Source organism: Ancylobacter vacuolatus, assembly GCF_030813595.1.
Taxonomy (GTDB): Bacteria; Pseudomonadota; Alphaproteobacteria; order Rhizobiales; family Xanthobacteraceae; genus Ancylobacter; species Ancylobacter vacuolatus.
Genome location: NZ_JAUSUH010000004.1, coordinates 279,242 through 299,281, shown reverse-complemented (window position 1 = coordinate 299,281; position 20,040 = coordinate 279,242). Strand labels below are relative to the sequence as shown.

General features: G+C 67.8%; 21 protein-coding genes. 13 read left to right on the top strand and 8 right to left on the bottom strand.

What is annotated here, in order from left to right; genetic code table 11:
- Positions 1-159 precede the first annotated feature (159 nt).
- The 7 genes from J2S76_RS11935 (at position 160) to J2S76_RS11905 (ending at position 7,823) form a co-directional block, all read left to right on the top strand.
- On the top strand, positions 160-1,251 hold the full coding sequence (locus J2S76_RS11935) for an ABC transporter ATP-binding protein (protein ID WP_307060666.1): 1,092 nt from the start codon (positions 160-162) through the stop codon (positions 1,249-1,251).
- Between the two features lie 37 nt (positions 1,252-1,288).
- On the top strand, positions 1,289-2,011 hold the full coding sequence (locus J2S76_RS11930; protein ID WP_307060665.1) for an HAD-IA family hydrolase: 723 nt from the start codon (positions 1,289-1,291) through the stop codon (positions 2,009-2,011).
- A gap of 17 nt (positions 2,012-2,028) precedes the next feature.
- Positions 2,029-3,333 (top strand): NAD(P)/FAD-dependent oxidoreductase, encoded by a 1,305-nt coding sequence (locus tag J2S76_RS11925; protein ID WP_307060771.1) that lies wholly within the window; start codon positions 2,029-2,031, stop codon positions 3,331-3,333.
- A gap of 62 nt (positions 3,334-3,395) precedes the next feature.
- Positions 3,396-4,433 carry an ABC transporter substrate-binding protein gene (locus J2S76_RS11920; RefSeq protein ID WP_307060664.1) on the top strand — a complete coding sequence of 346 codons (1,038 nt, stop codon included), beginning with the start codon at positions 3,396-3,398 and terminating at the stop codon, positions 4,431-4,433.
- Between the two features lie 27 nt (positions 4,434-4,460).
- Positions 4,461-5,333: an ABC transporter permease gene (locus J2S76_RS11915; protein ID WP_307060663.1), complete on the top strand. Its 873-nt coding sequence runs from the start codon at positions 4,461-4,463 to the stop codon at positions 5,331-5,333.
- Between the two features lie 2 nt (positions 5,334-5,335).
- On the top strand, positions 5,336-6,121 hold the full coding sequence (locus J2S76_RS11910) for an ABC transporter permease (RefSeq protein ID WP_307060662.1): 786 nt from the start codon (positions 5,336-5,338) through the stop codon (positions 6,119-6,121).
- Between the two features lie 4 nt (positions 6,122-6,125).
- Positions 6,126-7,823 (top strand): GMC family oxidoreductase, encoded by a 1,698-nt coding sequence (locus tag J2S76_RS11905; RefSeq protein ID WP_307060661.1) that lies wholly within the window; start codon positions 6,126-6,128, stop codon positions 7,821-7,823.
- A 200-nt stretch (positions 7,824-8,023) separates the two neighbouring features.
- Here the strand turns inward: J2S76_RS11905 and J2S76_RS11900 are convergent, their stop codons facing one another.
- Positions 8,024-9,247: a tetratricopeptide repeat protein gene (locus J2S76_RS11900; RefSeq protein ID WP_307060660.1), complete on the bottom strand. Its 1,224-nt coding sequence runs from the start codon at positions 9,245-9,247 to the stop codon at positions 8,024-8,026.
- 178 nt (positions 9,248-9,425) lie between these two features.
- On the opposite strand from J2S76_RS11900, the gene J2S76_RS11895 reads away from it, so the two are divergent.
- From J2S76_RS11895 to J2S76_RS11885, 3 genes are all read left to right on the top strand, one after another.
- Positions 9,426-10,439 (top strand): helix-turn-helix domain-containing protein, encoded by a 1,014-nt coding sequence (locus tag J2S76_RS11895; protein ID WP_307060659.1) that lies wholly within the window; start codon positions 9,426-9,428, stop codon positions 10,437-10,439.
- A 227-nt stretch (positions 10,440-10,666) separates the two neighbouring features.
- The gene (dusA, locus tag J2S76_RS11890) at positions 10,667-11,668 is read left to right on the top strand and encodes a tRNA dihydrouridine(20/20a) synthase DusA (protein ID WP_307060658.1); all 1,002 of its coding nucleotides are present in this window, start codon (positions 10,667-10,669) and stop codon (positions 11,666-11,668) included.
- A 50-nt stretch (positions 11,669-11,718) separates the two neighbouring features.
- Positions 11,719-12,555 (top strand): sulfite exporter TauE/SafE family protein, encoded by an 837-nt coding sequence (locus J2S76_RS11885; RefSeq protein WP_307060657.1) that lies wholly within the window; start codon positions 11,719-11,721, stop codon positions 12,553-12,555.
- A gap of 15 nt (positions 12,556-12,570) precedes the next feature.
- On the opposite strand, the gene J2S76_RS11880 is transcribed toward J2S76_RS11885, so the two are convergent.
- The 4 genes from J2S76_RS11880 to bluB form a co-directional block, all read right to left on the bottom strand.
- Complete coding sequence (locus J2S76_RS11880) at positions 12,571-13,293, bottom strand: TIGR02281 family clan AA aspartic protease (RefSeq protein ID WP_307060656.1); 723 nt, start codon at positions 13,291-13,293, stop codon at positions 12,571-12,573.
- Positions 13,290-13,469, bottom strand: coding sequence for a DUF1289 domain-containing protein (locus tag J2S76_RS11875; protein ID WP_081620340.1), 180 nt, complete (start codon positions 13,467-13,469; stop codon positions 13,290-13,292). The genes J2S76_RS11880 and J2S76_RS11875 overlap by 4 nt, the downstream gene beginning before the upstream one ends.
- A gap of 77 nt (positions 13,470-13,546) precedes the next feature.
- Positions 13,547-14,329: an adenosylcobinamide-GDP ribazoletransferase gene (cobS, locus tag J2S76_RS11870; protein ID WP_307060655.1), complete on the bottom strand. Its 783-nt coding sequence runs from the start codon at positions 14,327-14,329 to the stop codon at positions 13,547-13,549.
- 11 nt (positions 14,330-14,340) lie between these two features.
- Positions 14,341-15,030 (bottom strand): 5,6-dimethylbenzimidazole synthase, encoded by a 690-nt coding sequence (bluB, locus tag J2S76_RS11865; protein WP_307060654.1) that lies wholly within the window; start codon positions 15,028-15,030, stop codon positions 14,341-14,343.
- A 176-nt stretch (positions 15,031-15,206) separates the two neighbouring features.
- On the opposite strand from bluB, the gene cobT reads away from it, so the two are divergent.
- From cobT to J2S76_RS11850, 3 genes are all read left to right on the top strand, one after another.
- The gene (cobT, locus tag J2S76_RS11860) at positions 15,207-16,229 is read left to right on the top strand and encodes a nicotinate-nucleotide--dimethylbenzimidazole phosphoribosyltransferase (RefSeq protein WP_307060653.1); all 1,023 of its coding nucleotides are present in this window, start codon (positions 15,207-15,209) and stop codon (positions 16,227-16,229) included.
- Positions 16,230-16,347: 118 nt separating this feature from the next.
- Positions 16,348-16,890 (top strand): thermonuclease family protein, encoded by a 543-nt coding sequence (locus J2S76_RS11855; protein ID WP_307060652.1) that lies wholly within the window; start codon positions 16,348-16,350, stop codon positions 16,888-16,890.
- A gap of 34 nt (positions 16,891-16,924) precedes the next feature.
- On the top strand, positions 16,925-17,560 hold the full coding sequence (locus J2S76_RS11850; RefSeq protein WP_307060651.1) for a uracil-DNA glycosylase family protein: 636 nt from the start codon (positions 16,925-16,927) through the stop codon (positions 17,558-17,560).
- A 136-nt stretch (positions 17,561-17,696) separates the two neighbouring features.
- On the opposite strand, the gene J2S76_RS11845 is transcribed toward J2S76_RS11850, so the two are convergent.
- From J2S76_RS11845 to J2S76_RS11835, 3 genes are all read right to left on the bottom strand, one after another.
- On the bottom strand, positions 17,697-18,446 hold the full coding sequence (locus tag J2S76_RS11845) for an ABC transporter permease (protein ID WP_307060650.1): 750 nt from the start codon (positions 18,444-18,446) through the stop codon (positions 17,697-17,699).
- The gene (locus J2S76_RS11840; RefSeq protein ID WP_307060649.1) at positions 18,446-19,168 is read right to left on the bottom strand and encodes an ABC transporter permease; all 723 of its coding nucleotides are present in this window, start codon (positions 19,166-19,168) and stop codon (positions 18,446-18,448) included. Before J2S76_RS11840 ends, J2S76_RS11845 begins: the two co-directional genes overlap by 1 nt.
- Positions 19,169-19,246: 78 nt before the next feature.
- Positions 19,247-20,038: an ABC transporter substrate-binding protein gene (locus tag J2S76_RS11835; RefSeq protein ID WP_307060648.1), complete on the bottom strand. Its 792-nt coding sequence runs from the start codon at positions 20,036-20,038 to the stop codon at positions 19,247-19,249.
- Positions 20,039-20,040 lie beyond the last annotated feature (2 nt).

Below are 20,040 nucleotides of genomic sequence, written 5' to 3'. Positions count from 1 at the left end.
GTGCGAAGTGGCGGTGCCTGCGGCCCATGGGCCGAAGATCGGGACCAGTATTGCCACCCGCAGAATGGGCAAAAAGGTCACGTGGCCGAAGTGTGTCTTTGTGCCGGCCGATGGCCTGCGTGAAGCGTCGTGTTTTCCTGGATGATAAAGCGAGACAGCATGTCGAGTACGATATCTCGCAACACGGTAGGGGTCTCAATCCGGGCCGCTTCGAAGTTCTATGGAAGCTTCCGCGCGCTGGACGTGATCAATCTCGACGTTGCGCCGGGGGAATTCGTCTCGATACTGGGGCCGTCCGGCTCGGGCAAGACCACCTTGCTCGGCATTCTCGGCGGCTTCGTCCAGCCGACCGCCGGCTCGATCTTCCTCGGCGAGCGCGATATCACCTTCGAGCCGCCGCACAAGCGCGACATCGGTATCGTGTTCCAGAACTACGCGCTGTTCCCGCACATGAACGTCGCGGAGAACGTGACCTTCCCCCTGCGGGCGCGGCGCATGCCGAAGTCCGAATGGCCGGCCAGGCTCAAATCCGCGCTCGACATGGTCGAGCTCGGCGGCTTCGGCGAGCGCAAGATCCACGAGCTGTCCGGCGGCCAGCGCCAGCGCGTGGCACTCGCCCGCGCCATGATCTTCGAGCCGCGCCTGATCCTGATGGACGAGCCGCTCTCCGCGCTGGACAAGCAGCTGCGCGAGACCATGCAGATCGAACTCAAGCACCTGCACCGCAAGCTGGCGGCGACGATGATCTATGTGACCCACGACCAGCGCGAGGCGCTCACCATGAGCGATCGCGTCGCGGTCATGAACAAGGGGCAGCTGATCCAGGTCGATACGCCGGAGCGCCTGCACGACCATCCAGCGGATGCCTTTGTCGCCGGCTTTATCGGCGAGGCGACGCTTCTGCCGGTGCGGCGCATCGATGACCGCTCGGTCGATCTCGACGGCACGCCCCTCATCTCCGCGCGCCCGGTGCCGGCCGACGCCGAACTGTTCCTCGCTGTCCATTCCGAGAAGCTCACCATCGTCGCGGACGCCATGCCGGGAATGGCGAACGTGCTAAGCGGCCTTGTGACCGAGACGCTCTACCAGGGCGAGAGCATCCGCATCTTCCTGGAGCTCGACCGTGGGGCACGGCTCAGCCTCCGGGTGCCGAGCAATCACCAGGGCCGTTCGCAGATCAAGGCGCCGGGCGAGCGCATCGCCGTCGCTATCCACCCGGATGACACCATCGTGGTGCCGAACGTCCGCTGACCCGAATTACCGATACCTGCCAAGAGGAACGCAGAAAATGAAGTTCACCGATTTCAAGGTCATGACGTTCGACGTGGTCGGCACGCTGATCGATTTCGAGGCGGGTGTCCTGAGCGCGGTGCGCGCGCTGGGCGGGCCGAAGGCGGCGGCAGCCAGCGACGACGAAATCTTCGAGCCCTACAAGCGCGGCCGCGACAAGTTTTATGGGCGCTCCTCCTTCGCCATGAAGGACGTCTACCTGTCGCTCGCCAATGAATGCGGCTTCAGGAACGACGATGCCACCGCCGAGGCCTTCCAGCTCGCGGTGCTGCGCTGGCCGGCCTTCGCCGATTCCGTCGAGGCTCTGCGCCGGCTGCGGAACAACTTCCGCCTCGTCGCCATGACCAATGCGGACCGCACCGCTTTCTCCGCCTATTCCGCCACGCTCGGCAATCCGTTCCATGACAGCGTCACCTGCGACGAGACCGGATGCGCCAAGCCGGATCCCCGCTTCTTCGCCTTTAACAAGGGCCGGCAGTCCGCGCTCGGCTTCCAGCAGTGCGAGATCCTGCATGTCGCGCAGAGCCAGTACCACGACATCGGCGTCTCCAAGGCCGAGGGTTACACCACCTGCTGGATCGAGCGTCGCCAGGGTCAGAAGGGCTTCGGCGGCACGCCCGATCCCAAGGTGCTCACCACGCCAGACTTGCACTTCTCCTCGCTCAAGCAGCTTGCCGATGCGGTTGATGCGGAACGCGCCGACGCTCGTGCGGCCGCCTGATGTCGAGCATGAAGGTCATGGTTCTCCCAACCTCCTCGGTCGACATCGACTCCCTCTGGCGGGCAACCTCAGTCGCACGGCCGGAGTTCGGGAGTCTGTCGGGCGACCAGTCCTTCGACGTCGCCATCATCGGCGGCGGCTATACCGGGCTGTGCACCGCGCGCTATCTCGTCAAGGCGGGGCTCTCGCCAGTGGTCATCGAGGCCAACCGCATCGGCTGGGGTGCCAGCGGGCGCAATGGTGGCGTGGTGTCCGGCAAGTTCCGCGTCGGCTTCAAGGATATCGCAGCGCGCCATGGCCTCGACACGGCGCGGCGCATGCACGCTCTCGGGCTGGAGGCGGTCGACCATGTCGGCCAGCTGGTCGAGGAGCTCGGCATAGCGGGCGCCGATTACCGCCCGTCGGGTTCGCTGCGCTGCGCCCATAATGCGCACACATTCGAGGGGCTCAGGAGCGAAGCCACATGGATGCGCGAGGCACTGGGCGACACCGGGGTCTCGATCCTGAGTGCCGGGGAGGTGGCGGCCGAGACCGGCTCTCATGGTTTCACCGGCGGCATGCTGAACACCCATGGCGGTGTCATCCATCCGCTCAACTTCGTGCTGGGAATGGCCGCTGGGCTCAAGGCCTTGGGGATCGTCATCCATGAGAACACGACCGTCATCGGCGTCAGGCGCGAGGGAGTCGGCGTCGTTGTGGAGACGCCAACCGGACGGATCACCGCGCGCCAGCTCGTCATCGCCACCAATTCCTATTCCGACCTGACACCGGCAACCGCGAGCGTGCGGACGTCGATCATCCCGTTCCGTTCGGCGATGATCGCGACCGAACCGCTGGCGGGCACTCCGGGAGCAGGGCTGCTGGCGAGCGGGCGCAGCTACACCGAGACGCGGCGCATGATGCGCTGGTTCCGAAAATCGGGCGATCGCCTGCTCTATGGCGGGCGCGGCGCCTTCGGCAAGAGCGACAGCGCGTCGGCCTTCGCGGCGCTGGAAAAGGCCATGGTGCGCCAGTTCCCGCAGCTCGCCTCGGTGAGGGTGACACATCGCTGGTCGGGGCTGGTCGCCATGACGCTGGACAGCCTGCCGCATCTCGGGCGGCTCGACGACCGCGTCGTCTATTCGGTTGGCTACAACGGCACCGGCGTGGCCCTCGCCTCCGGAATCGGCCGCCATGTCGCCGCGCTGGTCACTGGCGGCTCGCCCGATCTCGGCCTGCTGACGCGGCAGCCGCTTCCTCACATCCCCCTCTACGGACTGCGCGAACCCGCCGTCCGCCTGGTCGCGGGCTGGTACCAGTTCCTCGACGCCATAGGGCGATGACGCGCCGCGACCATCGCTCGTCTGAGACAGCGGCCGATAAAAATGACCAGAGGAGAATCGGAATGCGCGTGACACTCTCGATCCCTGCGATAACGGCGGCTCTGCTGCTGTCGGCCGCGGCCGCTTCGGCCGAACAGATCACCTTCGTCTCCCAGGGCGGCGCCTATCAGGAGGCCCAGACCAAGGCCATCCTCGATCCGGTCGCCAAACTGCTCGGCATCACCATCAACCAGGACTCCTCGCCTGACGCCTGGCCGGTGCTGAAGACACAGACCGCGACCGGCAAGCCGATCTGGGACGTGATCGACACGCCGACCAAGGACTGCATTCGCGGCGGCGAGCAGGGCATGATCGAGAAGCTCGACTTCTCCCGGCTGCCCAATGCCGCTGAAATTCCCGCCGACTACAAAACGGAACATTCGGTTCCCTATGAGTTCTATTCGTCGGTCCTTGCTTTCAATAAGCAGAAGTACGGCGAGAACGGGCCGAAGAGCTGGGCCGATTTCTGGGACGTGAAGAAATTCCCGGGCACGCGGGCACTGCGCAGCCATCCGATGGCGACGCTGGAGGCCGCGCTGCTGGCGGACGGGGTGCCGGCCGACAAGCTCTACCCGCTCGATGTCGACCGGGCCTTCAGAAAGCTGGAGGAGTTGAAACCCCATGTCACCGTGTGGTGGACGTCCGGCGCCCAGTCGGCGCAACTCCTCGCCGATGGCGAGATCGACATGGAGATGGCGTGGAACGGCCGCGTCACCGCGGTGATCAAGGAAGGCGCGCCGATCGGCTACACCTTCAATCAGGGATTCCTTCAGGAAACCTCGCTCTGCATCCTCAAGGGCGCGCCCAATCTGGACACCTCCTACAAGTTCCTGAACGCGGCGATCTCGGCGGACATCCAGGCGAACTTCCCGGCCTATATCGATTACGGCCCGGGCAACCCCGCCGCGTACAAGACGGGCAAGATCTCACCCGAGCGCGCCGCGCAGATGCCGAGCTCGCCGGAGAATGCGGCCAAGCAGGTGTTGATCTCGGTGGCGTGGTGGAGCTCGCCGGCGGGCGAGGAGGCGCAGAAGCGCTGGGCATCCTTCATCCAGAAGTGAGCGACGGCTGCGAGCGAGGAGGCTTCCATGTCGATGTCGTCGGTCAACTCGTCGCTCGCCCATCAGCGGCGCGAGCGACGCCTGGTTCTGCTGCTGCTGGCGCCGGCGCTCGCCGTGGTGGGAGGTCTCCTGATCGTGCCGCTCTGCTGGCTGGCCTGGCAATCGGTTCGGCAGGATGGCGGTTTCACCCTGGCGCACTACGCCCGGTTTCTGACCGACGACGTCTACTGGATGACCTTCCTGCAGACCTTCCGCATGGCCTTCATCGTGACGGCCGCGGCTCTCATCCTCGGCTATCCCGTTGCCTATGTGGCGGCGGGGACCTCCCGGCGCTGGAGCCTTTTCATTCTGGCGATGGTGGTGCTGCCGTTCTGGACCAGCGTTCTCGTGCGCGCCTATGCTTGGCTGATCCTGCTGCAGCGGCGCGGCCTGGTGAACACCGCGCTGACCGAACTGGGGCTCATCGACGCCCCGCTCACGCTGGTCAACAACGAGTTCGGCACCATCGTCGCGACCGTGCACATCCTGCTGCCCTTCATGGTGCTGCCGCTCTACGCCACCATGCAGAAGATCCCGCCCGAACTGACCATGGCGGGCTCAAGCCTCGGCGGTACGCCGCTGCACGTGTTCCTGCGCGTGTTCCTGCCGCTCTCCCTGCCTGGCGTGGTCGCCGGCATGGTTCTGGTCTTCGTGCTGACGCTCGGTTTCTACATCACGCCGGAGCTGCTCGGCGGCGGGCGGACCTACATGGTCTCCATGCTGGTCTCGCGCAACATCGAGGTCTACAACGAATGGGGCGCGGCCTCCTCGATCAGCGTGGTGCTGCTGGCCTGCGTGTTCTTCATTTTCCGCCTCGCCAGCCTCGTGATCCCGTTCGAGCGCATCATGGGGGCGCGCTGACCATGGCGGTCTCCAAGCTCCTTTTGCGCGCCTTCGTCGGCCTCGTCCTGCTGTGGCTGATCATTCCCATTGTCATCATCGTGCCGATGTCGTTCTCCGGCGCGCGCTTCCTCGCCTTTCCACCGCCCTTCTGGTCGCTGCGCTGGTACGAGGCCTATCTCGCCAGCCCCGCCTGGATGCAGGCGACGCGGGTCAGCCTGACCGTTGCCGTGGCGAGCGCCATCATCGCCACAGTGATGGGGACAGCGGCCGCCTATGCGCTCAATCTCGCCAGTTCGCGCCTGGTCCGCAGCCTGCAGGTCGTGCTGATGCTGCCTCTGGTGGTGCCGATCGTGATCACCGCCGTGGGCGTGTTCCTCGTCTATGCAAATGTCGGTCTGCTCGCGACCATGACCGGCCTGATCCTCGCCAATGTCATGCTCGGCCTGCCCTATGTCATCACCTCGGTACTGGTGGGGCTGAGGAAGTTCGATCCGGCGCAGGAGATGGTCTCGCGCAGCCTGGGCATGAACCGGCTGCGCACCTTCTTCATCGTCACCCTGCCGCAGATCCGGCCGAGCGTGATCACGGGCCTGTTGTTCGCCTTCATCTCGGCGCTCGACGAGACGGTGGTGGCCCTGTTCATTTCCGGCGGCCAGTACCAGACGCTGACCAAGCGCATGTTCACCGCGCTGCGCGACGAGATCGATCCGACCATTGCCGCGATCAGTACGCTGCTCACGGCCGTCTCCTTCCTTATCGTCATGCTGGTGGCGCTCAATGCGCGTGGCGAGCGCGGGCGGGTCTAGCGCCATGAACACGGACATACTGATCCTCGGCGGTGGGTCGGCCGGCTGCGTGCTGGCCGCGCGGCTCTCCGAAGACCCGCATAGGGATGTCCTCCTCGTCGAGGCCGGGCGCAATGTGTCGGTCGGCGACATCCCGGCCGAGGTGCAGGCCCGCTATCCCGGCCGCGCCTATCTCGACAGTACCAACATCTGGAGCGGCCTGACGGCGCTGATGGGCGGCGCGACGAGGAATGCCGGCCGCCGGCCACGGCGCTACGAACAGGCCCGGATTCTCGGCGGCGGCTCGGCGATCAACGCCCTGATGGCCAATCGCGGCGCGCCTGGCGATTATGACGAATGGGAGGCGCTCGGCGCGGAGGGGTGGAACTGGGAGGCCTGCCTGCCGGTGTTCCGCGCCTTGGAGGCCGACCGCGATTTCGACGGACCGCTGCATGGCTGCAACGGCCCGCTGGTGCTGCGCCGCATCGGCGACGCGCAAATCTCGCCCTTCGTCCACCGTGTGATGACGACGCTGGACAGGCGCGGCTACCCGATCCTGCCCGACCAGAACGGGATTTGGGAAGACGGCACCTTCCGCGGCGTGGTGGCGGTGGATGATCGCGGCCAGCGCCAACCGACCTCGCTCGCCTATCTGACGCCCGAGGTCCGGCGCCGTCCGAACCTGACGATCCTCACCGGCCATGCCGCAACCCGCCTGCTGTTCGAGGGTGCCCGTGCCATCGGCGCCGAGGTCGAGGCGGCCGGGAACCGGCGCTTCGCCATCGCGGCGCGGCAAGTGGTGCTCGCGGCCGGCGCCATCCACTCGCCCACGCTGCTGCTGCGCTCCGGTATCGGCCCGGCAGAAGAATTACGCGCGTTCGGCATTCCGGTCGTCGCCGACCGGCGGGGCGTCGGCCGCAATTTGATGGAGCACCCCTCCATCGCGGTCGCGACCTGGCTGCCGCCACGCTTGCGCGAGCGCAACCTGGGCGAGCACCATGAACAGGCGATCTGGCGCTACTCCTCTGGCCTGCCCGGCGCGCCGGCCGGCGACATGCACGCGGCGATACTCTCGCGCGCCGGTTGGCATTCGGTGGGGCTGCGCACCGGCAGCCTGTTCTTCTGGGTGAACAAGTCCTGGTCGCGCGGCTTCCTGCGCCTTGCTTCGCGCGACCCAAGCGTGGAGCCGGAGGTCGATTTCCGCATGCTCAGCGACGAGCGCGACCTTGTCCGCCTGAAGGCGGCGCTCCGCATGGGCGGAGAGGTTCTGCTCGATCCCGGCATGGACGGCGCGCGCGACGTGGTGTTCCCGGCAAGCTACACGCCGCGTGTCGCCAGGATCGCGGTGCCCGGCGCCTGGAACGCGATGCAGCGCGGCGCGCTTGCCCGACTGCTCGATTGGGCCGGCCCGCTGCGCACGGCGTTGATCCATGCCGTCGTGACGCAGGGCATCACCCTGCGCGGCCTCCTCTCCGACGACGATGCGCTCACCGATTTCGTGCGGACGAATGTCGGCGGCACCTGGCATCCCTCGGGAACCTGCCGCATGGGCCGGGCCGACGACCCCCAGGCTGTGACATCGCCGCTTGGCGCTGTGCTGGGCGTCGAGGGCGTGCGCGTCGCCGATGCCTCGGTGATGCCGTCCATCCCGCGCGCCAACACCAACATGCCCACCATCATGATCGCCGAGCGCATCGCCGGCTTCATCTGCGACGGGCGCTGAGCGCGGCGACCTTCTTCGAATCGCGGTCGGGCCGATGCCCGAAGGCCGCGCCGGCCATGGACACCGGGCCTCGTGCCTAAAGCACGTCCGGTGAAAGCCGATTCACCGGACGTGCTTTAGGTTTTTGTTTTTACGCATTTTCTTCACGCGAACTGGAACCCACTTCGCTCGAAAAATGCTCTAGCTGTTGCCCGCGCCCGCTATCGCGGCTGGAGGCCGGCACCCTCGGTGGCCGTGCCGGCGCTCGCCCGCAGCGTCGCAGCCGCCTCCGGCTGATGCAGCTCGTCCTGCACGCTTGCGCGGCGAAGATGATAGGGCGCCCAGTCCGGGGCCGCCTCGATCGCCTTGGTAAGCGCAGCATCGGCCCCGTGAAAGTCCTGCGTGCGCAGCAGCAGTTCTGCCAGGGCGGCCTGGGCGATGGCGCTCTCGGGCTGGAGCGCAAGCGCTTGTTCGATCAGGGCGGCCGCCTGCTTTTCCGCTCCTTTCCGCTGCAGGGCGATCTCCGCCAGCAGCGCCAGCGCGGTGGCGCGCAGCGGCGGCGCGCCGGTTTCGGCCGGGCCGGCGAGCAGCTCGGCCGCGCGGGCCCGATCGCGCCGCGCCGTGTCGCGGCTGAACACAAGGAGTTCGGCGAGATGGAGAGCCGCCCACTCATCGCCCGCCGCCATGGCGGCCTCGAAATGGGCGCGAGCGGCAAGGGTGTCGGCCGGCAAACCGAACCGGCCATCGCGGTAGAACTGCCCCAACTCGGAATCGGCGAAGCCGATGCCATGCGCGGATGCAACCATGTAGGCGTCGATCACCGGGCGGGGATCATCGCCCTGCGCATAGGTGCTGGCAAGCAGGTCGGCGATCTTGCCATAGGCGGGAACATAGCCGGCGGCCGTCGCCTGCCGGTAGAGCGCAAGCGCCTTGGCGTCGTCCCGCGTCACGCCCAGGCCCTCCGCATAAAAATCGGCGGCATTGCTGAGGCCGACACCGATTCCCGCCTCGGCCGCGCGATTGTAGTGTTCCAGCGCCCGGCCGTAATCCTGGGGCACGCCGAGGCCGTGGTCGTAGAGGATACCGATAGCGACATCGGCAAGCCGGTAGTTTCCGCTGCGGGCCTCTTCGAACCGCGTGAGGGCCTCGCTGTAGTTGCCGACCTTCTGCTCGGCGCGCCCCAGCTGGAAGGCGAGGCGCGCATTGGCGGGATCGACGCTGCGCGCCTTCCTGCACGCCTCCCGGGCGCGTTCGCCGTCCATGTCCTCCAAGGCGACGCCGGCCCGTCCGGGAACGGCGTCATTGGGGCTGGCCGCCAGCGCGTCGCAGTCGGCGATGGCTGGATCGGGCGCCGACCAGACCGAAGCTGAGCCGGCGAGGAGCAAAAGACCGACCAGCGCAATCAGGGGGGTGACGCGCGTGCGCGCAAGACTGCCGACATGCATGAGTTGGGACGCCTTGACGTTGGGTGATCTGAACGGAGCGCAGCACGCTATCGAAAGAACAGTCACAAGTGCTATCGTCTGCGTCGCAGAGTGATCGGCTGGATTTGCGCAGGCGTCTCAAACACTGATCGTTGCGCGCCGATCCGCTTGCTGGCTAGAATGAGATACCGCCGGGACGATGCAGAAGACCGTTCGCTTTCATCATTTCTCGACGCAGGCTGTTTCGCCAGAGGAACGGTTCGACGCCTTCCGCTTGCGCATCGACACCATGTTCGAGATGGGGATAGTCTCGACCGAGCAACGGTTGGGCTTCGAGGGCAGGATCAGCAGCGCCAATCTTGGGACGATGCTGGTCAGTTCCATGCAGACGCGCCGGTTCAGCTTCGAGCGTCCGCGCCAACGCATCCTGCGCGACTTCCTCGACCACCTCATGTTGCGGATCGATCTCGACGGCGCGCCCGATAAGGGCGGACAGGCGCGGGCGCTGACAGTGATCGATCTCGGCCAGCCGATTGATCACCGGCCGACGCCCGAGCACAACATCTCGTTGATCCTGCCGCGCCACGCTCTCGCCGGCCCGGCGCGCCAGGCGGTGGCCTCATTCCATGGCGAGAGCCTGCTCACCCCGCAGGCGCTGTTTCTCGCCGAGCATGTGGTTTCGCTCATGCGCTTCGCCCAGCGCGCCGGCGGCGCCGTCGGGGACGATCTGCTGGCCCTGACGCCGCAGCTGATCGCGGCCTGCCTTCAGCCGGGACGGGAGAACGCCCGGCACGCGCGCGCGGAGCTCGATCTCGCCTTCATGCGCAAGGCGCGCGATGTGCTCTACGCGAATTTGCGGAACCCGCGGCTGGACCCAGACATGCTGGCGCGGGAGACCGGCATGTCGCGGGCGAGCCTGTATCGGCTGTTTGAGCCGATCGGGGGTGTTGCGCGCGCCATTCGCGAGGCGCGCCTGCATCAGGCGCTACGCGATCTGCGCTCCGGCACGGCCGCCGTGGGTGCCATCGGCCACGCCTTGTGCTTCTCCAGCGAATCCCAGTTCAGCCATGCCTTCAAGGCCTATTACGGCTGTTCCCCCCGCGAGGCGCGCGCCGCCCTCGCGGAAGGGGCGCCCATTGTGGCGCGGCGCCGGGCCGGCGGCGAAGCCGATCCTGCGCGGCGTGTGTTCCCCGACTGGCTGGTCTCGCTCTGAGCTCGGTCGCCGGTGCACAAGGGAGATGCCGTCATTGATGCCGAGGCGCCGAGCGCGCCGTTCCGTCGGATCTGGGCTCTCCAGGAGCCGGGTTTTAGTTTAGTGAAGGTCGCCAATCCGTGCGCGCTTCATGTGCACTCACACGTCGAAAAATCGGAACTTGGGGCGTGTCGTGGCGAAACATCGTGTGCTCACGACAAGACCCCACCCCTTAAAACAGAAATAATATGTCTATAAATCAATCATTTAGATTTTCTGTGGCTCCTATGATGGATTGGACCGACCGGCATTGCCGGGCGTTCCACCGGGTCCTCTCGCGCCGGGCGCTGCTTTATACTGAAATGGTGACGGCGAATGCGGTGATCTTCGGCGACCGTGAGCGGCTGCTCGGTTTTTCGGAAGTCGAGCACCCGATTGCGGTGCAGCTCGGTGGGTCGGACCCGGTGGCGCTGGCGAAGGCCGCGGTGATCTGCGCCGCGTGGGGCTATGACGAAATCAACCTCAATGTCGGCTGCCCCTCGGACCGGGTGCAGGGCGGCAATTTCGGTGCTTGCCTGATGCGTGATCCGGCGCTGGTGGCGGCGTGCGTGGCCGCCATGAAGGCGGAAGTGGCCATCCCCGTCACCGTGAAATGCCGGCTCGGCGTCGATGATCAGGACATTGAGGTCGCTCTCGACGCGCTGGCCGATGCGGTGCTGGCGGCAGGGGCGGACGGGCTCATCGTCCATGCTCGAAAGGCGTGGCTGGAGGGGCTGTCGCCGAAGGAAAATCGGGACATTCCACCGCTCGACTATGACCGGGTGCATCGGCTGAAGGCCCGGCTGCCGGATGTGCCGGTCAGCCTGAATGGCGGCCTTCTCACTCTGGACGCCGCGCTGGCGCAGCTGGCGCATGTCGATGGCGTCATGCTCGGTCGCGCCGCCTATCAGCAGCCCGAACTGCTGCTGCGGATCGACAGCCTGTTCTTCGGCGAAGAGGACCCGCACGCCGATGCCTTTGCCGCCGTGGCGGCCTTCGAACCCTATGTCGCCGCCCACCTTGCGGCGGGTGGCCGGCTCCACGACATCACCCGCCATATGCTCGGCCTGTTCACCGGCCGCCCCGGCGCGCGGGCCTTCCGGCGCCATCTGGCGACCGAGGGCGTGAAGCCGGAGGCAGGGCTTTATGTGCTGCGCGCCGCCGTCGACGAGGTGCGCAAGGCCGAAGAACGCCGGTCGCTTGTGGCCTGAATTCGTGCCATCACGACGCGATCCGACGCAGGACGAAACGTGGTGGCGTGATGGTGCAGGCAATTCCTCTCGAACATCTGTTGTGGCTGTCCGGTGTGCTGCTGGTGGCCGGCCTTGCCACCGGCATCCTCGCCGGCCTGTTCGGCATTGGCGGCGGTGCCATCGTGGTGCCGGTGCTCTATGAGGTGTTCGGCGCGGTGGGCGTCGACGATTCCGAGCGCATGCACCTTTCTGTGGGCACGGCGCTGGCCATCATCGTGCCGACGGCGCTGCGCTCCTATTTCGCCCATCGACGCCGCACCAAGATCGACAATTCCATCATGCGGCAATGGGCCGTGCCGCTGGTCGCCGGCGTCGTCGCGGGCACTCTGCTGGCGGCGGTGTCGCCCGATGTGGTGCTGAAGATCGCCTTCGTGCTGTTCGCCGCGCTGATGTCGTCGAAGCTGCTGTTCGGCCGCGACCACTGGGTGCTGGCCGACACGCTGCCGGGGCGGCTGCCCATGGCGCTGTATGGCTTCGGCATCGGCGCCTCGGCGCCACTGATCGGCATATCAGGCGGTGGCATCGCCACGGTTGTGCTCACCCTCTACCGGGTACCGATCCATACCGCCATCGCCACCTCGGCCGGGCTGGGAGCGCTGATCGCGGTGCCTGGGACGATCGGCTACATCATCAGCGGCATCCCGCATCTGGACGACCTTCCGCCCTTCTCGCTCGGTTATGTCTCGCTGCCGGGGCTGGTCTTGGTGGGCGGCATCGCGACGCTGGCCGCGCCGCTCGGCGCCCGGCTGGCGCACGGCTTCACCCGGCGCCAGCTGGAGGTCGGGTTCGGCCTGTATCTGCTCATCGTTGGTCTGCGCTTCGTGGTGGCGCTGATCGTCGAGTGAGGCGAAGAAGGGCTGCTAGTCCAGGATCTTGGCCCGCATCACCAGCTTCTCGCCGCGAATCTCGAAGCTGGCGAGGCGGGAGAGGAAGGTCATGCCCAGCAGGCTGTGCTTGAGCGTGCCGGGGCTGGCGACAAGGGCCGGCACGTCGCGTTCGTCGATCGAGCCGGCGATGCCGATGCGCTCCAGCACCACCGCCGCCGCGCGGCCACGGCCATTGGCGGTGTCGATGGGGATGTCGTAGCGCAGGAATTCCAGCGGCAGACCCACCGCCACCGCATCCTCGGGCGTCAGCACGACACTGGAAGCGCCGGTGTCGACCAGCATCGGTATTCTGTTGCCGTTTACCTCAACCCGCACGTTGAAATCGCCGTCGCGGGCGCGGGCCACTTCGACCGCCGGGCCGTTATCGGCGAGCGGGACGGCATAGCCCGGGGCCAGTTCGGCCAGGACGCGGTAGGCGACGGCGTGCAGCTCGACCCGGTAGGAGTAACCCACGGCCAGAACAGCGAAAATCACCAGCCAGAGCGCGGCGGCGCGCAGTGCTTCGCCAAGCCTGCCGGTGAAGGTAGCGAACACGCTCGCCCCCACCACCATCAGCAGAGAGCCGTAAAACACAAGCTGTGCCAAGTCGTTGGCGCCGAGGCCACCGACATCGCCATAGCGCGAGGCGAAGAACACCAGGCCGATGCCGCCGGCAAGGCCGATGACAACGATCCACATCAGGCGGTCGGCATTCATCGCGCGGCTCCTGCGGGGCGCTGGCTCAGGCGGGCCATGATGGCGCGCCGCTCGTTTTCGCCGAGCGTGGACCACGCGCCGATCTCCTCCAGGGTGCGGCCGCAGCCGAGGCAAAGGCGCCCGGCGGCATCCAGCGTGCAGACGGAAACGCAAGGTGTTGAAAGGGTTTGGGACATGGATCCGGTACGCTCAGGGACGGCTGACTCTGGCGCAATTTCCTGTCGATCCGGTTAAGCGCCGGGCCGGCAGGGCGTCAGCGCGCGAAGATTTGCAGACCGATCAGGAAGCCAATCTCGACCAGAAGGGTCGCGGCTCCAGCGACATCGCCGGTCTGCCCGCCGAATTGGGCGCGCGCAAGGCGAACCACTCCGAGGAAAATCACAACGCCAAAAACCGCTCCGCCGATCAGGCCAGTCAGGCCGATGAGGGGGACGATCAGTGCAGTCGCAACAAAAAGTCCAAGGCCCAGCGCCAGCCGCCGGCTCTCCACGCCCGGCACCCCGGCGCTGCGGGCGAGACCGTCCGCCCGGGCGAAGGGCAGGGCGGCCAGCATCCACAGACCGGCGAGGCGGGAGACGCTGACGGCGGCGACAAGCCCGGCGGCAGCGGGCAGCGGGCCCAGCGCCAGCAGCCCCGCCAGCGCGCCGATGCGCAGGGCGAAGGCGAGGATGAGGGCGCACACGCCGAAGGCGCCGACCCGGCTGTCCTTCATGATCTCCAGCCGCCGCTCGACGCTCATGCCGCCGAGCGCGTCAGCGACATCCGACAGCCCGTCCTCGTGCAGCGCCCCTGATATCGCCACCAGCACCGTGACCGCCAGCGTGGCGGCGAGAAAATCCCCCAGCCCGATTCCCTGCGCCACCACCAGCACCGAGGCGGCGATGAGTCCCAGCAGCGCGCCGGCCAGCGGCAGCGCCGGGCCGAGGCGGTCGAGATCGGGCGGGCCGTCCGCTTGCGGTTCGGAAGGCAGCCGCACCGGCAGCCGCGAGAGGAAGCGCAGCGCGGCCGGCACATCTGAAACAACGGGGAGGGGCATCGGCGTTCCGTTCAGCGCTCGACCAGCAGCGCGGCGAGCGGCCGCCGCTGCTCCCAACCGGCGCGCTCCAGCTCCGGCACGGGTGAGGCTTCGGCGGGATAGCCGATGCAGAGATAGCCTACGAGCCGCCACTGCGCGGGCACTTCCAGCGCCTGGGCCACCGCCTGCGGGTCGAGGATCGACACCCAGCCGACCCCGATGCCGCGCGCCGCCGCCGCCAGCCACAGCGTGTGGATGGCGAGCACGGCGGAATAGGCGATCGTTTCCGGCATGGTGGTGCGGCCGAGCCCGTGGCCGGTTTCCGGCTCCGGCTCGACGAAGACGGCGAGATGTTCGGGCGCGTCGTCCAGCCCGGCGAGCTTGAGCCTTGCATAGAGGCCGGCGCGCTCGGCCGGTTGCAGCGCCAGCGCTTCGCTATTTGCCGCCTCGAAGATCGCGCGGATGGCGGCGCGGCGTCCGGCCTCGCGCACCCGCACCAGCCGCCAGGGCTGGCTGAAGCCGACGCTCGGCGCCCGGCAGGCGGCCGCCAGCAGCGCGTCATATTCCGCCGGATCGAGCGCGGTGGTGCGGAAGCAGCGCACATCGCGACGCCAGGCGAACAGCGCGTCGAGCCTGTCGCGAAAGGCGGCGTCGAAGTCCGGCGGCGTGGCGGCAGGGGCTTTGAGAGGAACGGCCAAGGGGGCCTCCTTACGGGCTTCCATCCGTGATCGCCTTCTTGCTCGCCCGCGCGCTTCCATGCGAAATCGCCGGGGCGCGGCGGCCTGCGTGAGGGTTGCGCGTCCCTCGGTGAGGGTCTACCCCGCCTTGGCGCCCGAGGCGACACCTCTTCACCCCCATCTTCCGTTTTGCCGTCGTCCGTCTTCCTGCTGAGGCTCCCATGCTGCGCTCCGCCACCGGCCTGCCCTTTGACGATATCCGCAACCTCATCGCCCAGATGCCGGGGCCGGACATGGCCGCCCGCGCCGCCGCCGCCGCCCGGCAGGGGCAACTCGTCAAGCCGCCCGGCGCGCTGGGCCGGCTGGAGGAGATCGCCATCCACATCGCCGGCTGGCAGGGGCGGGAGATTCCGCAGGTGAACCGGCCGACCGTGGCGGTGTTCGCCGCCACCCATGGCGTGGCGGGGCGCGGCGTCTCGCCTTACCCCTCGGACGTGACCAAGCAGATGGTCGCCACCTTCACGGCCGGTAAGGCGGCGGTGAACCAGATCTGCGGCGTGTTCGGCGCCGGGCTGCGGGTGTTCGACCTCGCGCTCGATCTGCCGACGCCGGATATTGTGGAACACGACGCGCTGACCGAGGCCGAATGCGCCGCCACCATGGCCTTCGGCATGGAGGCGCTGGCCGGCGAGCCGGACCTGCTGTGCCTCGGCGAAATGGGCATCGGCAACACCACCGTGGCCGCCGCCATCTTCCACGGGCTCTATGGCGGGCAGGCGGGCGACTGGGTCGGCCCCGGCACCGGCGCCACCGGCGAGGTGCTGGAACGCAAGATCGAGGCGGTGCGGGCGGCGGTGGCGCGCGCCAAGGGGCATCTGGACGACCCGCTGGAAGTGCTGCGCAAGCTGGGCGGGCGCGAAGTGGCGGCGATGGCCGGCGCGATTCTCGCCGCGCGGCTGCAGCGCGTGCCTGTGGTGCTCGACGGCTATGTGGTGACGGCCGCCGCCGCCGTGCTCAAAGCGCTCGACCCCGGCGCGCTCGACCATTGCCTCGCCGGCCATGTCTCGGCCGAGCCGGCCCATCGCGCGGTGCTGGAACGGCTGGGCCTGCGCCCGCTGCTTGATCTCGACATGCGGCTGGGGGAAGGCTCCGGCGCGGCGCTGTCGATCGGCATCATCAAATCGGCGCTCGCCTGCCATGGCGGCATGGCGACCTTCGCCGAGGCCGGCGTGGCGGAGGCGTGAAGGGCGATAACGCGGCCGTGGGGTTGCCGTCATCCCGGACGGCCGCAGGCCGATCCGGGATCGCGACAGAGCGGGGAGCGATCCCGGCTCTGCGCTTCGCTTCGGCCGGGATGACGTCATGCGGCTCAACCATCTGACCCCTCGGAGACGACATCGGCCCCTGCGCGGCTGGCATCCCCGGACCTGGCGCGGCATCCTGCTCGCTGGCGCACTCATCGTGGTGGCGCTGGTGGTCGAGCATTTCATTCCCCCGCTCAGCGGCGCGGTGCGGGTGGCGGATGGCGACAGCCTGGAGATATCCGGCGAGCGGGTGCGGTTGGAGGGCATCGACGCGCCGGAACTGCATCAGGAGTGCGGCGAGGGGGCGAAGGCTTGGCCTTGCGGAATGAAGGCGCGCGCGGCGCTGGCGGCGCTGGTCGCCCAGGGCGAGGTAAGCTGCCGCCCGGTGGACGAGGACCGCTATGGCCGCGCCGTCGCGCGCTGCACGGTGGGCGGCGCCGATATCGGGGCGGAACTGGTGCGGCAGGGCTGGGCGATGGCGCTGGGGCTGGCCTATCGCGCCGAGGCGCGCGCGGCGAAGTCGGCCGGCGCCGGCATCTGGGCCGGCCCGTTCGAGACGCCGGCGGAGTGGCGGGCGCGGCATCCGCGCCCGGCGGAGTGATGACGCGCGGGCGAAGACCCCCTATCTAGCCCCCATGCCCGCCGACGACCTCGACGCCCTTCTCGCCGCGATCCGTGCCTGCCGCTTCTGCGTGGAGACGCCGCGCGGAAAGCCGCTGCCGCACGCGCCGCGCCCCGTGCTGCATGTCGGGCCGCGCGCGCGGATACTGATCGCCGGGCAGGCGCCGGGGACCAAGGTGCACGCCTCCGGCCGTTCCTTCACCGATGCCTCCGGCGACCGGCTGCGCGACTGGCTCGGGGTCGATAGCGCGACCTTCTATGATCAGGACCGGATCGCGGTGGCGGCGATGGGCTTCTGCTTTCCCGGGCAGGATGCCAAGGGCGGCGACCTGCCGCCGCGCCGGGAATGCGCGGGCCTGTGGCATGACCGGCTGTTCGCCGCGCGGGCGCCGTTCGATCTTGTCGTCGCGGTGGGGGCGGCGGCGCAGGCCTATCATCTGCGCCGGCTCGGGCTGGAGCGCTTCGCCGGGGGCGGGCTCACCGACCGGGTGGCGCGCTGGCGGGAGATATGGGAGGCGCGGGCGGCGCCGCGCATCCTGCCGCTGCCGCACCCTTCCTGGCGCAACACCGGCTGGCTCCGGCGCCACCCCTGGTTCGAGGCCGACCTCGTGCCGGTGCTGCGCGCCGAGGTGGCGCGGCTGGTGGGATAGGGGGACGGGAGGCACGAACCTGCGTGCTTCGAGGCCGGACGTTGGCCGGCACCTCAGCATGACGGCGTGGTGCGGCGAACGCCGTCATCCTGAGGTGCGAGCGAAAGCGAGCCTCGAAGGATGGCAATCGGCCGCGCTACCGCGACACCAGAAGGTGCCGGTTCAGCCGGCGCTCCAGCACGTTCCACACCCGCCGCACGATCTCGACCATCACCAGATACAGCACCGCCGCCCAGAGATAGACCTCCATGTCATAGGAGCGGGAGAAGGCGAGGCGGGTGACGCCCATCAAATCGTAGACGGTGATGACCGAGGCGATGGCGCTGGCCTTGATCATCAGCACCAGCTCATTGCCGAGCGGGCGCAGCCCCACCGCGATCGCCTGCGGCAGGATGATCTTGCGATAGGCCAGCACGCGCGACAGGCCGAGCGCCTGCGCCGCCTCCATCTGCCCGGCGGGCAGGGTCTGGATGCCGCCGCGCAGGATCTCCGACTGGTAGGCGGCGGTGTTGAGGGTGAAGGTGAACACCGCGCAGTTGAAGGCGTCGCGGAAGAACCACCACAGGCCGATATCGGTCAGCTGCTCGCGGAACTGGCCGGCGCCGTAATAGATGAGGAAGGTCTGCGCCAGCAGCGGCGTGCCGCGGAAGAAATAGGAATAGGTGAAGGCCGCGCGGGAGAGCACCTTGCCGCCCTCCACCCGCGCAATGGCGAGCGGCAGCGCCAGCACGGCGCCGAAGACGATGGACAGCCCGACCAGCTGCAGCGTCACCCAGACGCCGTCGAGAAAGCGCAGGCCGTAGCGGCTCATCAAATCGGCGTTGAGGCCGATCAGCCCCATCAGCCAGAGGAAGCCCTCGCCGAGCGCGCCGAGAAACGGTTCCATCAATGGCCTCCCACCCGCTTGAAGCCGCGCGAGGCTCGGTTTTCCAGCGCGGAGAAGACGACGCTCGAAAGCCCGGAAAACACGAGATAGATGAGGCAGGCGACGAGGTAGAAGAAGAAGGGCTGCTTGGTCACGCCCACCGCGATCGAGGTCTGGCGCATCAGATCGCTGATGGCGATGACCGAGACCAGCGAGGTGTCTTTCAGCAGCACCATCCAGTTGTTGGACAGGCCCGGCAGGGCGACGCGCCAGAGCTGGGGGAAGGTGACCAGCCGGAAGGTGTTCCAGCCCGAAAGGCCGAGCGCGGAGGCCGCCTCCTTCTGGCCCTTCGGCACGGCGCGGATGGCGGCGAGCAGCACCTCGCTGGAGAAGGCACCGAGCACGAGGCCGAGCGCCACCACGCCGGCGACGAACTGGTTCACCTCGATATGGGCGCCCTCGACCACATAGCCGGCGAGGCGGGTGAGCAGCATCTGTCCGCCATAATAGACGATGAACAGGGTGAGAAGTTCCGGCAGGCCGCGAAACACCGTGGTGTAGAGATCGCCCACTGCCCGCAGCGCCCGCGAGCGCGAATCCTTGGCCACCGCCACGGCGAGGCCGATGGCGATGCCGACGGGGAGGGTGACGAGGGCGAGCTCGATGGTGAGCAGCGCACCCTGCAAAATCTCGTCGCCCCAGCCATTGGGGCCGAAGGACAGCAGCTCAAGCAGATTCAGCATGACGGACGGCGCGCCCCACGGTCATCAGACGAAAAGGCGCCGCCCCGGCCGGGCCGGGACGACGCTGCGGCGCGGGCGTCAGTAGACGCTGAAGGGGAAATATTTGTCGTTGATGGTCTTGTAGGTGCCATCGGCGACGATCGCGTCGATCGCCTTGTTGAACATCGCTACCAGCTCGGGATCGCCCTTGCGGATGCCGACGCCGATGCCCTCGCCGAAATATTTCGCGTCGGTATGGTCGGCGCCGACGAAGGCACAGCAGCCGCCATCCTTGGAATTCAGCCATTCCAGCAGCACGATCTTGTCCGCCAGCACGGCGTCGAGCCGGCCATTGGCGAGGTCGAGATTGGCCTCGTCCTGCTTGCCATAGAGCTTCACCTCGGCGCCGGCCTTGGCATAGATGTCTTCGAGGTAGTTCGAGTGAATGGTCGAGGCCTGCGCGCCCAGCACCTTGCCCTTGAGCGCGGCCGGCGAGGTGTCGGTGATCTTGCTGTCCTTGGGGGCGGCGAAGATGGCGGCGGTCTTGTAGTATTTATTCGAGAAGGCGATCTGCTGCTTGCGCTCCTCGGTGATCGACATCGAGGCGACGATGGCGTCGTATTTGCCGGCCAGCAGCGCCGGGATGATGCCGTCCCAATCCTGCGCGGTGAAGGTGCATTCCACCTCCATCTTGGTGCACAGGGCCTTGGCGATGTCGATGTCGAAGCCCTTCAGCTCGCCCTTGTCCATATAGTTGAAGGGCGGGTAGGCGCCTTCGGTGCCGATGCGGACGGTCTTCCATTCCTTGGCGGAGGCGCCGCCGGCCAGGGGCACGGCAAGGATGGCCGCTGCGAGAATGGCCACGGCCGCGAACCGGGTGACGAGCCTCATGA